We start from the raw sequence: 14,007 nt of genomic DNA on the forward strand, positions 1-14,007 counted from the left end.
AAAGTGCGCGAACCTGCCGGACAGGCCACCTGCCTGTCCGGACCGGTCCTAGGCGCGGGTGGAGCGGAACCGTTCAAGCAGTACCGCGAACAGGATGAAGAGGCCGACGAAGGTGCCCTGCCAGAAGGGGTTCACGCCGGCGAGCAGCAGGGCGTTGCGGATCACTTCGATCAGCACCGAGCCGATGACGGCGCCGAAGGACGTGCCGAAGCCGCCGAGCAGGTTGGCGCCGCCGATGACGGTCGCGGCGATGACCTGCAGCTCCTGGCCCTGGCCGAGCGCGTTGGTGGCGGCGCCCATCCAGCCGACGAGGAAGATGGCGGTCATGCCGGTCATGGCGCCGAGCAGCGCGTAGGTCGAAACCTTGACGCGATCGACCGGGATGCCGGAGAGGCGCGCGGCGTTTTCATTGCCGCCGATGGCACGCACGTAGCGGCCCCATTTGGTCATCGACAGGAGCCACTGCATGACGACGGCCGAGACGATCACCGCCCACAGCACATTCGGCACGCCGAGGAAGGAGCCGCCGCCGAGCGCCAGCAGCGTGTCGCCGGCCTTGCCGAAATCGTAGACGACCTGGTTGTTTGTGACGACCAAGGTTTGAGAGCGCACCAGGCTCATCATGCCGAGCGTGACGATGAAGGGCGGCAGCTTCAGGTATGAGACCAGCGCGCCGTTGACGATGCCGACGAACGCGCCGACGAGAAGCACGAACAAGACGACCACGGCAAAAGGATAGCCGCTGGCGCTGAACAGGCCGAGCATCACGCCGGTCAGGCCAAGCGTGGAGCCGACGGAGATGTCGATGCCGCCGGCCATGATCACCGGCGTCATGCCGATCGCCATCAGCGCCGTGAAGCAGAAATTCTGCAGGATGTTGGCCATGTTGGCGCCGGTGAGGAAGCGCGGCGCGATCATGCCGACCACGGCGCCGATGATCAGCACCGCGACGACGATCCAGAACTCCTGGCTGCGCAGCATCTCGCCGAGCTTGCTGCGTTCCGACAGGTTGAAGACCGAATCCAGGTTGCTTGCGTCCGGAGACTTGTTCATCTCATCCTCCCTTTGCCTCAGGCCGCGGCCTTGGCGCCGACGATCAAGGCGGTGATTTCCTCGGGCGAGCTGGTCGAAGCGAGCTTGTTGGCGACCAGATGGCCGCGCCGCAGCACCATGATGCGCTCGCATACGCCGAACACGTCGGGCATGCGGTGCGAGATCAGGATGACGGCGACGCCGCGCTCCTTGAGGCGCTTGATCAGCGCCAGCACCTCGGCGACCTGGCGCACCGAGATCGCGGCGGTCGGCTCGTCCATCAACACCAGCTTGGCGTCGGCCAGGCGGGTGCGGGCGATGGCGACGGCCTGGCGCTGGCCGCCCGACATACGCTTGACCACATCGCGCGGCCGCGTCTCCGACTGCAGTTCGCGGAACAGCTCGGCGGCGCGCTCGCGCATCTTGCGGTGGTCGAGGAATTTGAACGGGCCGACCGAGCGCATGATCTCGCGGCCGAGGAAGACGTTGGCGGCGGCGCTCAGATTGTCGCAGAGCGCCAGGTCCTGGTAGACGATCTCGATGCCGGCGCGACGGGCGTCGGACGGCTGGCTGAACTGCACTTCCTTGCCGTCGAAAGTCATCTTGCCGGACGAGGCCGGGAAGTTGCCGGCGATCATCTTGACCAGCGTCGACTTGCCGGCGCCGTTGTCGCCCATCAGGCCGACGATCTCGCCGGGCTCGATCTTGAACGACACGTCCTCGACGGCGTGGATGGCGCCGAACTGGCGCGAGATGTTCTTCAGCTCCAACAGGCTCATGGCAGGGACTCCCGTTCTTGCTTCGCTTGCGATGCCGGCATCGATCGCGCCGCGGCATAGTCGTCGGCGGCCTTGAGACCGCCATAGAGGACGGCGCGCCAGCCGAGCCCGGCCCAGCGCAGATCCATCGGGCGGCCCGTCTCGGCGAAGGGCGCGCGCAGCGCCACAAGCTCCTCCAACCGCCGGCGCGGGAATGCGTCGATCGCGCAGACCCCTCCCCCGAGCACGATCGTGGCCGGGGAAAACAGCGCCACCGCCGTGCCTATTGCGAGTGCCTGATCGCGCACGAAGCGGTCGATGTCGGCGCCAAGCCCCGGGATGCTCCGGGACTGGACAAAAACCTGGGTGACGGGAACGCCGTATCTCTCGGCAATCACTTCCAGTGCGCGGCCTGAAACGTAGGTTTCCAGGCAGTCGGTGCGCAGCCCCTCCAGCGTCCTGCCCTCATTGCCGAAAGGCATATGGCCGATCTCCAGCGCCCAGCCGCCACCGCGAAAGGCTTCGCCGCCCTGCAGGAAGGCGCCGCCCACCCCGGTGCCGAAGAACAGGCCAAGCACGCTGTCGGCGTCTTTGGCGGCACCCGCGATCACCTCGCCGGCCAGCACCAATACGGAGTCGCGTTCGATGATGACGGGGAAGCCGAGCAGCGCGCCGAGTTCGCTCGCCAGACGATGGCCGTTGAGCTCGGGCACATTGCCGGCGAAGAGCACACGGTCGCCGTCGATGTCGATGAAGCCGGGAACGGTCGAGACCATCAGGTCGGGGGCGAGGCCGGCCTCGGCGCAGAACTCCCTGACGAGCCTGGCGAAGCTGCCGACGGGATCGGCGTTGCGCAGCGAGGAGGACGGGAAGAGCCGCTCGCCGGCCTGCGGAACACGGTCGACGACCATGCCGCATTTGACCGAGGTGCCCCCGACATCGACGACCAGGATCGAGCGGATCGAGGCTCGCGTCATAGGTCGCCTCCCCTGTCCGGAAGGAAGCCCGCCAACGCATCGCGGAACTCGGCGACGTAGGCCGCGCGGTCGATCGTCTTCGATGTGATCTCGGCCAGCCGGGCGCCCGGTATGAGGCCGGCCAGCTCGCGCGCATAGGCGAGCGGGTGGACGTAGTCCTGGTCATTGCCGATGATCAGCGCCGGCTGCCGGATCGTCGCGATTTGGGCCCGGCTCACGCCCGGTGAGTCGAGCGGGATGCGCGACAGAAGCGCTATCGTGGTGTCGGGCCGCGGGCGCTTGAAGAAACCGATGAGCGAAACCGCGTTGTCCGGCGAGGCCGCCATGACCTCGAGGAACTCCGGCGAGACGCGAAAACGCTCCGCGCCTTCTTCGGCGCCGTATTCCTCGAGATATTGCGCCGCGACGCGATAGCCGTGCTGGCGCGCGATGGAAGGTGCATCCACCCAGGCAGGCCGCGCCAGCACCAGCTTGGCAACGCGCACGGCGCTGAGGCTTGCCAGCCGCAGCGCGATCGCCGCGCCCAATGAGATGCCGCCGACCGCTGCCTGTTCGATGCCGAGATGGTCGAGCAACGCCATGGCATCGTCGGCGAGTTGCGCGATCGAGAGGCGCGACGGATCGCCAAGCGCGGAGGCGCCGTGACCCCGGCACATCAGCGTGATGCGTTGCAGACCGGTGTTTTCGGGGAACACCTCGACCGGCTGGTCGAGGGGCGCGCCGAGCCCATGCTGCCACAGCACCGGCTGTCCTTTACCCGCGACATCGAAGGTCAGCGCGCAATCGTCGGCGGTGGTGAAGGTACCGACGGTCACCAGACGTCCTCAAGAAGCGCGCGCAGAGTTGCTCCCGACGCGGCTGCATCCTTGTGCTCGAAGCCATGCGCGACCACGGCCTGGCCGTAGCCGCAGGAGCGTAAGAGCCGCAGGAACCGGTGGATGTCGACGGCGCCGGCCCCGGTGGCGACCACCGCGCCGGCGCGGTCGACATCCTTGGCATGCGCCAGGATGATGTGCTCGCCGAGCAGGTCCACCGCCTCTTCCATGACGCGGGCCTGGTCGCTCAGCCTATCGCCGACGAGATTGGCGGCGTCGAGGATGATGCCGAGGCGCGGGTTCCCGACCTCGTCGAGGATCCGGCGCGCGAGAACGGCATCGGCGACGACATTGCCGGGCTCGGGCTCGATGCCGAGCCTGACGTCGTGCTTCGCGGCAAGCTCGAGCGCCGCATCGAGTTCGGCGCGCATGTCGGCCCAGGCGGACGGCGAGGCGTTGTCGGGGTGGGCTGCCCACATGTCGTCGGCGTTGCGCGAACCGGTGCACAGCGTCACGATCGGCGCGCCGAGCAGCGGCGCGGCGGCGACGACGTTGGCGAAGCGGGCACGGGCGGCACGGCGCACCGCCACGTCGGGATGAGCCACGTTGTAGGTGCCGGAGAGACCAGCGATCGCCAGGCCGTGCTTGCGGGCAGCCTCGGCAAACGCTTTCAACTCACCGGCAGGGACGGAGTCCGGAAGGCTGGCCAAACCCAGGCACGACAGGTTGAACTGCATGCCCTCATAGCCGTCCTGCCCAATTGCCGAGAGTAGCTCGTCGACGGTGCCGAGCGGATAGGTGCGGGCCAAGATCGCGGGATACATCAGACCGGCCCCGAGGCGTCCGCCAGATCGACGGGCTTGCCGCTGCGCACCGACTGGCCGATCGCCACCATGGCGCGGACGGAGGCGACGCCATCCTCGATCGAAGCGCCGTTCATCGGCGTGCCGTTCAGGACGACGTCGGCGAAGCCTTCGAGCTGGCGGCGGTAGAAATGGCCGTCGGCGCCAAGCACGCGCTCGGAGGAAGCGCTGCTTTCGCGAAAGATGTCGACCTCGCTCGACTTATAGTACCAGGGATTGAAGATCTTGCCGGTGGCGCTGCCGTTCTCGCCATAGAGTTGGAAGCCCTCGTGCCAATCCATCCGGACCGGCAGCGTCAGATCGAGATGGCCGAGCGCGCCGTTTTCGAATTCCGTGTCGACGAACCAGCAATGGGCGCAGAAGCGTTCGAGCAGACGCGCCTGGACCGACTTGATCGGCCCGGCCAGATAACGCGCGAGATCGACGAGATGGCTGCCATGCGCCAGCATGAAATAGCGCTGGCGGTCGGCTTTCTGGTCCCCGGCCGGCTTCAATGCCTTGGCGCCGGTCCTCGGCACCGGCTGCACGGCATCGGTCATGGTGTAGCGATGAGTGGAATCGCAGTACCAGGCCTTCAGCGCCAGCAGCGAGCCCATCTCGCCGGTGGCGAACTCGTGCGCCGCCTGGATACCGGGGTCGAAACGCAGCATATGGCCGATCTGCAGCACCAGGCCGGTGCGCTCGACATGGGCCTTCAGTTCCTCCGCCTCCTCGACCGACATGGCGATCGGCTTTTCGCAGAGAACGTGCTTGCCGGCCGAAAGCGCCTTGATTGCCGCCGGAACGTGGAAGGCATCGGAAATGCCGATGACGACCGCCTCGACTTTTGCGTCGGCAAGCATGCGGTCATAGTCGTTGTAGATGCTGATCGCGTCGTAGAAGGACCCGAAACGCCGCGCCAGATCGACATCGGCGTCGCAGACGGCCTGTAAGACGACGTTCCTGCCCTTCTGCGCCGATTCCAGATGCGCGAACTGGGATATCGGTCCGCAACCGAGGATACCAATGCGCAGGCAACGGTCGTCTTTCTTAACGGGCACAGGCTATCTCCCTGATATTTGTTTTTGTCTTATACAAAAACAAATATCACAAACCGCGTCACGTCAAGGCGGTTGATCAGGATTTCTGCGATTGCTGTTTTGCGGGGCGCGTGGATGGCGCTGAGCTGCGCATCCTGTCCGTGCTACTTGCTTGAACCGGCGCCTAAAAACAGACGGCGGTGGCCGAATGCCACTCTGCGCGAAAAGTGACGGAAAACGCTGTGGACCGCGTTACAGCGTGCTGGCTTCGAGGTCCGGCAGGGCGAAAAGCGTGTCGCGGATGGTGGCCGCCGCGCCGATCGCCGCGCCGTCGGCGCCGAACTGCGCCACCCTGATCTCGGGCATGGCGAAACCCGCCAGAAGCCGCCGCTTGATGTCGGCCTGGATGCGCCGGCTGAGTTTTGGGTAAAGGCCGGCCAGCGGGCCGCCGAGCACGACGCGCCCGGGATCGAGCAGATGGATGGCGTTGACAAGACCGGCCGAAAGGCCGCTGACCCAGGCGTCGAGCGCGGCATCCACCGCCTTGTCGCCGACATTGGCGAGCAGCATCTGGACCCCGTCGGCCACCGGCTGCCCCTCTTCGAACAGCCGCGTGAAAAGCTTGGCGCCGGCCAGCATCTCGAACGTGTCGACGCGTCCGCCGGCGGAAACGATGGTGTGGCCGATTTCGCCGGAATAGCCGTGCCCGCCCATCACGACACGGCCGTCATCGATGATGGCGCCGCCGATGCCCTCTGCCAGGAGAACGACCAGCATGCTGCCGGCCTTGGCCGTGGCGGAGGCGGCGAGCTCGGCATTGGCGAAGGCGAAGGCGTCGTTGCAGACCAAGACCGACCAGTCGGCCGGCGCCTTCCGCGTCAGCTCCGCCTGAAGCGGATAGTTGCGCCATTCGAGGAATGGCGCATGCACCACGCTGCCGTCGCGGGCGACCAGGCCTGGCACTGAAATGCCGATGCCCTCGACCTTGTCCTGCAACGCGGGATTTTCGTTCAGCAGCCTCTCGATCAGCGAGAGCAGCCTTGCCGCTATATGCCCGGCATCGCGGTAGCGCGGACCAGTCGGCTCGGCGATCCGGCTGGCGACATTCATCTGCAGGTCGAGCAGCACCCCGGTCAAGGAACGCGTGCCGACATCGACGCCGACAAAATAAGCGCCCGAAGGGTTGAGCGACACGCCGACGCCCGGGCGGCCCTTGCGTGATTCAGGCGACATTTCGGCACTCTCGACGACCAGGCCGGCATCGAGCAGGACGCGCATGGCGTTGCCGATCGTGGCCCTTGTCAGGCCGAGCTGCCGAGCCATGTCGGCGCGAGAAAGCTGCCGGCCGTTTTGCAGCAGTCTCAGACAACGCCTGGCGTTGATATGGCGCAGTAGGCTTGTCGTGCTCACGGCCGCATCTTTTGGTTACGTCCGCGCAAATACCATCGGAAGGGGCTATCCCAAAGCCGTTTTCTCACGGAAGCGTCCAAAGTCGGCACAGCCATCGTGTGGGCAAGGATATAATACTGAACCAGAGCCGCTATGGGGTTGACCGGGCTTGCGCGCCGACGCGGCCGCAGCGCTGCAACAAGTTCGTCCGCGCAGCCTAACGAGGCGAAACTGGAACCACCGTTTTCGACCGACTCGCTGTCTCTCAAAGATCGTCGCGAGCCGCATGGCAATGATCACAGAGGGAGTCCACTGATCTTATGCGATCGACCAGCCGCCATCGATCATGAGGTTGGCCCCGTTGACAAGAGCGCCCGCAGGTGAAGCCAGATATACCACCGCGCCGGTGACATCATGGGTCTCACCAATCCGGCCGAGCGGAATATGCGCGAGCGTCTGGCGATGCGCCTCGGGGTCACTCAGATAGGGACGCGTCGAGTCGGTCCAGATAAAGGTCGGCGAAATGCTGTTCACAGCAATTCCCAACGGACCCCACTCGGCAGCCAGGCACCTGGTGAGATGATTGATGGCAGCCTTCGACATGCAGTAGATCGACTCCTCGCGCAGCGTGACGGTCCCGGCCTGGGAACTGATGTTGAGTATCCGGCCAGCACGACGCTCGATCATTGTCCTTGCCACAGCCTGCGTCAGGAAGAACGTGCCTTTGAGGTTCGTGCCTAGAACCAGATCGAAGTCCTCCTCGCTGACGGATTGCGCCAGGCTTCGCCGCGATATGCCGATATTGTTGACCAGGATGTCGATCTGGCCGAAATGAGCCACCGCATCGCGTACGGCGTCTTCAATTCGTCGGGTCTCGGATATGTCCAACGGGACAATCAATGCGCGGCGCCCCAGCGCTTCGATGGCCGAGGTCAAATCCTTGCCGGCATTGTCATCACGAACGATCGCAACGATGTCGGCTCCCGCCTCGGCGCACGCCAACGCACAGGCTCGGCCAATACCGCGTCCAGCGCCGCTCACCATCACCACTTTCCCGTGAAGGCCGAAGCTTGGCAAAGAACTCTTGGTCATCGTCAGTAGCTCCAATGTGCGCCGCTTCCCGGCTCCTGGTTGTCTGATGCTGCTTTGGTAAGGTGGCAAAACGCTACGAGTTGTGACGACTCTCCGCGATCGCCTCACAAGATCCGGCGTCGTGATTTCACGAAGGTGTCGAACGCGACCGCCAAAACGATGATCATCCCGATGATGATCTGCTGGACGTAAGCCGAGACATCCAGGAGAACGAGGCCGTTGAGCAGGACACCGATCAGAACGGTGCCGATGACCGTGCCGAATATTGTCCCGGTGCCCCCAAAGAGGCTGGTCCCACCGATCACAACCGAGGCAATGACAGTCAATTCAAAACCAGTACCGGCCACGGCCTCAGCCGAATTCAGTCTTGCCGCCAGGACGAAAGCACCGAGACCAGCGAAGAAGCCGGTGATGACATAGACACTGAGGATAATCTTCTGGACGTTGAGGCCGGCGAGGCGCGCAGCTTCGGGGTTTCCGCCGACTGCATAGATCTGCCGGCCGTAGCGCGTGTAGCTCAACGCTATGTGCGCGATGACGGCGAACAGGACAAAGATCAGAACCGGAACCGGGACTGATCCCAGCTTACCTTGACCCCACCAGACAAAGGCGTCGTCGAAGCCGCTGACCGGCCCGCCGCCGGAAAAGAGCAAGGCCGCACCGCGAAAGGCCGACATGCCGCCCAGCGTCACAACGAAAGGCGGCACCTTGAACCGGGTGATAGCCAGCCCCTGAACAAATCCTGCCGCGACGCCTACGCCTATCGCTGCCAGCGCTGCGACCTCCCAACCGAAACCCATTGCGGCCGATCCATCGCCAACACTGAAACGGTTGTCGAGGCCGCCCTTTGCCACCACCGCCGCGACAAGCCCTGCCAAGGCTAGGATCGAGCCTATCGAAAGGTCTATTCCGGCAGTGAGGATGACGAAGGTCATTCCTATCGCCAGCAGTCCGTAGATCGAGACCTGGCGCAGCACGTTGAAAAGGTTCAGCGGCGTGAGAAAGCGCGGCTCGAGGATCGAGAAGCCGATCATGAGAACCACGAGGAACAGCACTGGCGCGAAGCGCGCCACCACGTTAAACGGCCGAATTTGCTGCCGCTTCGCGACCGGTGCCTCCGCTGCCACTTGCGCCATGTCATTCTCCCCTGGTTGATCTCTCATGCCGCGACCGCATCCACGGTCATCAGGGCCATCAGCATTTCTGGATTGGCGGCATCCGCTTGCACCTCGCCGGTGACGCGGCCCTCGCGCATTGTGATGATGCGGTCGCTGATGGCCAGCACCTCGGGCAGCTCCGAAGAGATCACGACGATGGCGATCCCAGTGCTTGCCATTTGAAACAGCAGATTGTGGACTTCGGCTTTGGCCCCGACATCGATCCCGCGGGTCGGCTCGTCGACGATGAGCACCTTGGGACCCAGAGCGAGCCAACGTGCCAGGACAATCTTCTGTTGGTTGCCACCCGAGAGGTCGGAGACGATCTGCTCCGGCCCCAGCATCCGGATGCGAAGCATTTTTCGGTATTCCGCGATCAGGGTGTCCTCGGCACTTGAATCGATGAAGACACCCAGCCGGGAAACCCGGTCCTGCGCGGTGACCGTCAGGTTCGCGCGGATCGACTGCGACAGGAACAGGGCTTGCTGCTTCCTGTCTTCCGGCACCAGGCCGATGCCTTTTCGAATGGCGTCTTGCGGCGATGTCGGCCGCAACGACACGCCATCAACTAATATCTCCCCCGAATCGAACGGGTCGGCACCAAAGATCGCACGCGCTGTCTCCGTGCGGCCGGAGCCAACCAGCCCGGCAATGCCTAGGATTTCGCCGCGTCGAACCTCGAAACAGATGTCATGCAAGGCCATGGCGTTCAGCCCTTCGAGGCCCCTGCGCCGCGACAGATTCTCGACTCGAAGAACGACCGCCTCGGTCGCGGCCGGCGCCGGGCGCCGTTGCATCGCGGTGATTTCGCGGCCGACCATGTGACGGATGATGGCGTCGATGGAGGTATCGGCGACGTCTCCTTCGCAGACGAAGGCGCCATCGCGCAGGATGGTGAAGCGATCGCACACGCGCATGACCTCTTCCAGGCGGTGCGTGACGAAGATGACGCTGAGGCCCTCATCCCGAAACCCGCTGACAATTTCGAAGAGCCGGTTCACCTCAGCATGTGACAGCGCCGCTGTCGGCTCATCCATGATGATGAGTTTCGATTTCATCGACAGGGCGCGCGCGATCTCGACCAATTGCTGTTCGGCCACGGACAGATCGCGAGCCAGTATGCGTGGGTTCTTCTCGAGACCAACCTTCGACATCAGGCCTCGCGCCTCATTGACCAAGCGTCCCCAATCCACGAAGTTTGCCCGGCCAGGTTCACGGCCAAGGAAGATGTTCTCCGCAATCGACATTCCAGGAACGAGCGTCAGCTCCTGGTAGATTGTCGCTATGCCGCTGCGTTGCGCATCCTGGGGTGAGTTGAACGTTGCCTTCGCGCCCAGAAAATCTATCTCGCCGGCGTCCGGCGCCTGAGCACCCGACAGGATCTTCAGCAGGGTCGATTTGCCGGCACCATTTTCGCCCAGCAAGGCGTGAACCTCGCCTGCGCCGACGCGCAAATCCACCGCTCTCAGCGCGGAGATGCCGCCAAACGACTTGGTGATCCCATTCATCTGCAAAAGCGGCTGGCGCATTGTGAGATCCAAACGAATTCAGCAGTCGGGAAAGGCGCATTGCTTGCGCCAGCGAGGGTGAGGTCGAGCTTGGGCCTCATCCCCCGCAGGCGATCGCCTTGGGAGGCTAGTGGTCGCGCGCGACGGAGTGTTACTTCAGCTCTCCCAAGCGTTCGCCGGCGTTCAGGTTGTCCTGTGTGACCGCGATCGGTGTGAGCAGCGTGATCTTGTGTTCCGGCGCCTTGCCGTCGCGCACAAAGGCCACGAGAATATCGACAGCCTGCCTGCCTTGCTTTCCCGGCATTTGCTCGATGGTTCCGGTCATGCTGCCATCGCGTACCTTGCCGAGAGATTCCGGCAGGGCGTCGAAGCCGATCAATTTCACCTTGTCGGTCAGGTCGCGAGCCTTCAGCGCCTCAAGGGCTCCGAGCGCCATATCGTCGTTTGCCGCGGCGATGGCGTCGGGCGGTGTCGCCATGGATGCCAGCGCGGACTCGGTCATGGAAAGACCCTTGGCGCGGTCAAATCCAGCCGTGTCCTCGAACACGAACTTGTATTTGGCCGCGAGGGGATCGAGCGCGTTGTGCAGGCCCTTGTTGCGATCGATCGCGGCGCTGGTGCCAGGCTGCCCCTGCAGGTTCATCACCCTGGCGCCGTCGGGAAACAGTTTGATGACGAGTTGGCCCTGCACCTCACCACCCTTCACATTGTCGGCACCGACATGAGCCAGGATTCCTTTGACGCTGTCGATCGAGCGATCGACGGTGACGACCGGTATCTTGGCATCGATCGCCTCCTGGATTGCCGGCGCAAGCGCCGCGGAGTCGTTGGGGCTGATCACGATTCCGTCGACACCCTTGGCGATCGCCGCCTCGATATCAGCGCTCTGTTTGCTGGAATTGCGCTGACCATCGCTCACCACAACGTTGATATTGCCGAGCTTTGCTGCCTCGTCCTGCATCTCTTTCATGATGTGGACCGAAAATGGAAAGGCCAGATCAGGGCTGGAAAGCATGATCGTCAGGGGTTTGTCGCCGGCCCACGACAGAGCCGGCGTCAGCAGCATTCCAAGAACCGCCAGCGTTGTCGCGAAGGTGTTTGTGCGCATTTTCTCCTCCTTGGTTTGTGCACGGATCGCGGACAAATGCTCTCCTCCCACGACCTCCGGCAATTTGTTTATGTTCTATACATATTACGCAAAAAAAGAGAATGCAAGCCTCCCCTCCTGCATTAGTCAACCGGCGGTGCGACAACGCCCTTTTTCAGAAGGATGTTTCCGTAGAGCCGCCGATCGCCGCTGAGAATGATTGCGAAGCCGCTCTTGGCGCGCTGCTTGAATTCGTCGGGGGTAATCGGCGCCAGCGACAGCGGCCGGTCGGAATGCCTTGCGACAATATCCAGGAATTCGCCGAAAATGGGCAGCTCCGTTTCGGGGTTGCCCTCGACGATCATGCGGCAGGCTGCTTCGGAATCGCGGCTTTCGAGTGGCATTACCGAAAGCACCGCTTCGAGGATCCGGGTGCCCAGCACACCGTCGAGGCGGATGATATGGGCATCGTCATCGCACGGATAGTTGGCATCCACGATTGCGATCTCATGACCATGGCCCATGGACCGCAAAGCATGGAGAAGATCGGGCGACAGGATTGGATCGATACCTTTCAGCATGACAGGCGTCCTTTCAGATTTGCGTTTTTACTCAATGGGTGCGCGAGCGTTCCGACGCTCAGCGATTTGACAGGAGATGCAAAAAATATCCGAAGAACTCGGGCATCTTGTATTTGCATTGATCCTATACTAATTGGCTTTGGTGGCCGTCAATGGCAATTCCTGCGTTGCAAGCGCGATGCAGCCAGCGACGTCCAATCACTCTGGACGCACACGGCCGCGTGACGTTAACAGGGCAGACGCGCCACGATACGAAATGACGATCGAAACGGACGAGCAGGAAATTTGAAAACCACCAACCTCATCCGCCACGTCAATGAGACGCGGTGCCTGCGCCTGTTGCGAAGGGCCTCGCCGCTTTCGCGCGCCGACATTGCCCGCGAGCTTGGCCTGACCCGGGCGACTGCCGGGAACGTCATTGCCGTGCTGCTCGAGGCGGATCTGGCCATGGAACTGACCGAGCCTCAGGAGGCGGGCAAGGTCGGCAGGCCGGGAATACGCGTAGCGCTAAATCCCAAGGGAGCTTTCTTCGTGGGTATCGACGTATCAAGCACCTGGCTGGCCGGCGTGCTCGTCGACTTCACCGGGGCTGCGCTCAACAAGATCACCATTCCCAACAGCAAGAATTTCAGGGACCCGGAAACCGTTGCGCAGGCGATCGCCGATCTCGCGCGCCGCCTTGTTGTTGGTGCTGGTGTCGATACCAAGCGAGTTCGAGGCGTGGGCGTCTCCGTTCCCGGTATCGTGGGCCGAGACGGGGTCGTGGTTTCGGCGAGACTGCTGGAGTGGGAGGACGTCGATCTTGGACAATTGGTCGCCTCCTCACTTGGGGCACCATGGCCGATCCGGGTGTGCAACGACGCCGTCGCGCTTTCTGCAGCCATCGGCGCGCTAGACACCCACGAGCCGGAGGACATGCTCGTGGTGTTGCTCTCGGAGGGGATTGGCGCGGCGATCATCCGGAACGGTCGGGTTGCCGAGGGCGCCAGTGGTTTTGCCGGCGAAATCGGTCATATGGTTCTTTCCGTCAGACCAGAAGATGCCAAATCCCAAACCCTGGGACTGCTTGGAGGCTACGGCCCTTTCCTGCCGCTTCTTCCCGACGGCCAGTCGATCGCCGAGGGCCTGGCGGATTTGGCGGCTGTTCGGGATCACGGCAGCGTCCTGGAAACAAAACTCGATACATGGGCCGACGTGATTTCAATCGGACTGCTCAATCTCATCCACATTCTAAACCCGGCACGCATCGTCCTCGGCGGCCCATTGGCTGTGTTGTTCCCAAGGATCCAGAGGAGGGTCGATGCGATTCTGCGAGCCAATTTACTGCACGGCTTGGCGCTGCCCCCCATCGAGATCGCCGGCATCGAAGCTGACACCGTTGCAATCGGCGCCGCCGGCACGCTCAGAGACAGCATTTTCCTGCTTCCTGAACTGGATCAAATTGGAAATGGAGTGCCTGTCGGCCGATCGCCCCAATTTGCCGAAATCGCTAGCTCATACAGCGAACGCTAATTGCAGTCGGACACGCCTACGCGTATCGCCGCCTGTTCGACGGCGCTAGCGGTCGTGCAGTGATTGATGCATAGTGGCGAGCCTCGTTACCGCACTTCGATATGAAGTCACACAGGCCTCGGCTTTACTCGGATCGGCCAGCCTTGATTGCGAGCGACCGGTAACGGCCTGCAATAAAAACAAGCACTTACTCTTAAAGGCGGGCTAATTCACGCCT

13 protein-coding genes are annotated in these 14,007 nt (G+C 63.1%); 1 reads left to right on the top strand and 12 read right to left on the bottom strand.

Annotated elements, in window-relative coordinates; all coding sequences use genetic code 11:
- Positions 1-48 precede the first annotated feature (48 nt).
- From QAZ47_RS30100 to QAZ47_RS30155, 12 genes are all read right to left on the bottom strand, one after another.
- The gene (locus QAZ47_RS30100) at positions 49-1,053 is read right to left on the bottom strand and encodes an ABC transporter permease (RefSeq protein WP_278231806.1); all 1,005 of its coding nucleotides are present in this window, start codon (positions 1,051-1,053) and stop codon (positions 49-51) included.
- Positions 1,054-1,070: 17 nt separating this feature from the next.
- A complete protein-coding gene (locus tag QAZ47_RS30105; protein WP_278204566.1) occupies positions 1,071-1,811 on the bottom strand; it encodes an ATP-binding cassette domain-containing protein in 741 nt (246 codons plus the stop codon).
- Positions 1,808-2,767: an ROK family protein gene (locus tag QAZ47_RS30110; RefSeq protein WP_278231807.1), complete on the bottom strand. Its 960-nt coding sequence runs from the start codon at positions 2,765-2,767 to the stop codon at positions 1,808-1,810. Before QAZ47_RS30110 ends, QAZ47_RS30105 begins: the two co-directional genes overlap by 4 nt.
- Positions 2,764-3,582 carry an alpha/beta hydrolase gene (locus QAZ47_RS30115; protein ID WP_278231808.1) on the bottom strand — a complete coding sequence of 273 codons (819 nt, stop codon included), beginning with the start codon at positions 3,580-3,582 and terminating at the stop codon, positions 2,764-2,766. The genes QAZ47_RS30110 and QAZ47_RS30115 overlap by 4 nt, the downstream gene beginning before the upstream one ends.
- The gene (locus QAZ47_RS30120) at positions 3,579-4,406 is read right to left on the bottom strand and encodes a sugar phosphate isomerase/epimerase (RefSeq protein ID WP_278231809.1); all 828 of its coding nucleotides are present in this window, start codon (positions 4,404-4,406) and stop codon (positions 3,579-3,581) included. The genes QAZ47_RS30115 and QAZ47_RS30120 overlap by 4 nt, the downstream gene beginning before the upstream one ends.
- A complete protein-coding gene (locus QAZ47_RS30125) occupies positions 4,406-5,485 on the bottom strand; it encodes a Gfo/Idh/MocA family oxidoreductase (RefSeq protein ID WP_278231810.1) in 1,080 nt (359 codons plus the stop codon). The genes QAZ47_RS30120 and QAZ47_RS30125 overlap by 1 nt, the downstream gene beginning before the upstream one ends.
- Before the next feature lie 231 nt (positions 5,486-5,716).
- Entirely contained in the window at positions 5,717-6,874 is a 1,158-nt protein-coding gene (locus tag QAZ47_RS30130) for an ROK family transcriptional regulator (protein ID WP_278231811.1), read from the bottom strand.
- A 297-nt stretch (positions 6,875-7,171) separates the two neighbouring features.
- Positions 7,172-7,945 (bottom strand): glucose 1-dehydrogenase, encoded by a 774-nt coding sequence (locus tag QAZ47_RS30135; RefSeq protein ID WP_278204572.1) that lies wholly within the window; start codon positions 7,943-7,945, stop codon positions 7,172-7,174.
- Positions 7,946-8,049: 104 nt separating this feature from the next.
- Positions 8,050-9,081 (bottom strand): ABC transporter permease, encoded by a 1,032-nt coding sequence (locus QAZ47_RS30140; protein WP_278231812.1) that lies wholly within the window; start codon positions 9,079-9,081, stop codon positions 8,050-8,052.
- 23 nt (positions 9,082-9,104) lie between these two features.
- A complete protein-coding gene (locus QAZ47_RS30145) occupies positions 9,105-10,631 on the bottom strand; it encodes a sugar ABC transporter ATP-binding protein (RefSeq protein ID WP_278204574.1) in 1,527 nt (508 codons plus the stop codon).
- 130 nt (positions 10,632-10,761) lie between these two features.
- A complete protein-coding gene (locus QAZ47_RS30150) occupies positions 10,762-11,754 on the bottom strand; it encodes a substrate-binding domain-containing protein (RefSeq protein ID WP_278204575.1) in 993 nt (330 codons plus the stop codon).
- 86 nt (positions 11,755-11,840) lie between these two features.
- On the bottom strand, positions 11,841-12,278 hold the full coding sequence (locus QAZ47_RS30155) for an RbsD/FucU domain-containing protein (protein ID WP_278204576.1): 438 nt from the start codon (positions 12,276-12,278) through the stop codon (positions 11,841-11,843).
- A gap of 285 nt (positions 12,279-12,563) precedes the next feature.
- Here QAZ47_RS30155 and QAZ47_RS30160 point away from each other — a divergent pair, with 285 nt between their 5' ends.
- A complete protein-coding gene (locus QAZ47_RS30160; RefSeq protein ID WP_278204577.1) occupies positions 12,564-13,790 on the top strand; it encodes an ROK family transcriptional regulator in 1,227 nt (408 codons plus the stop codon).
- The last annotated feature ends 217 nt before the right edge of the window (positions 13,791-14,007 follow it).

This window comes from Mesorhizobium sp. WSM4904 (assembly GCF_029674545.1).
Lineage (GTDB): Bacteria > Pseudomonadota > Alphaproteobacteria > Rhizobiales > Rhizobiaceae > Mesorhizobium.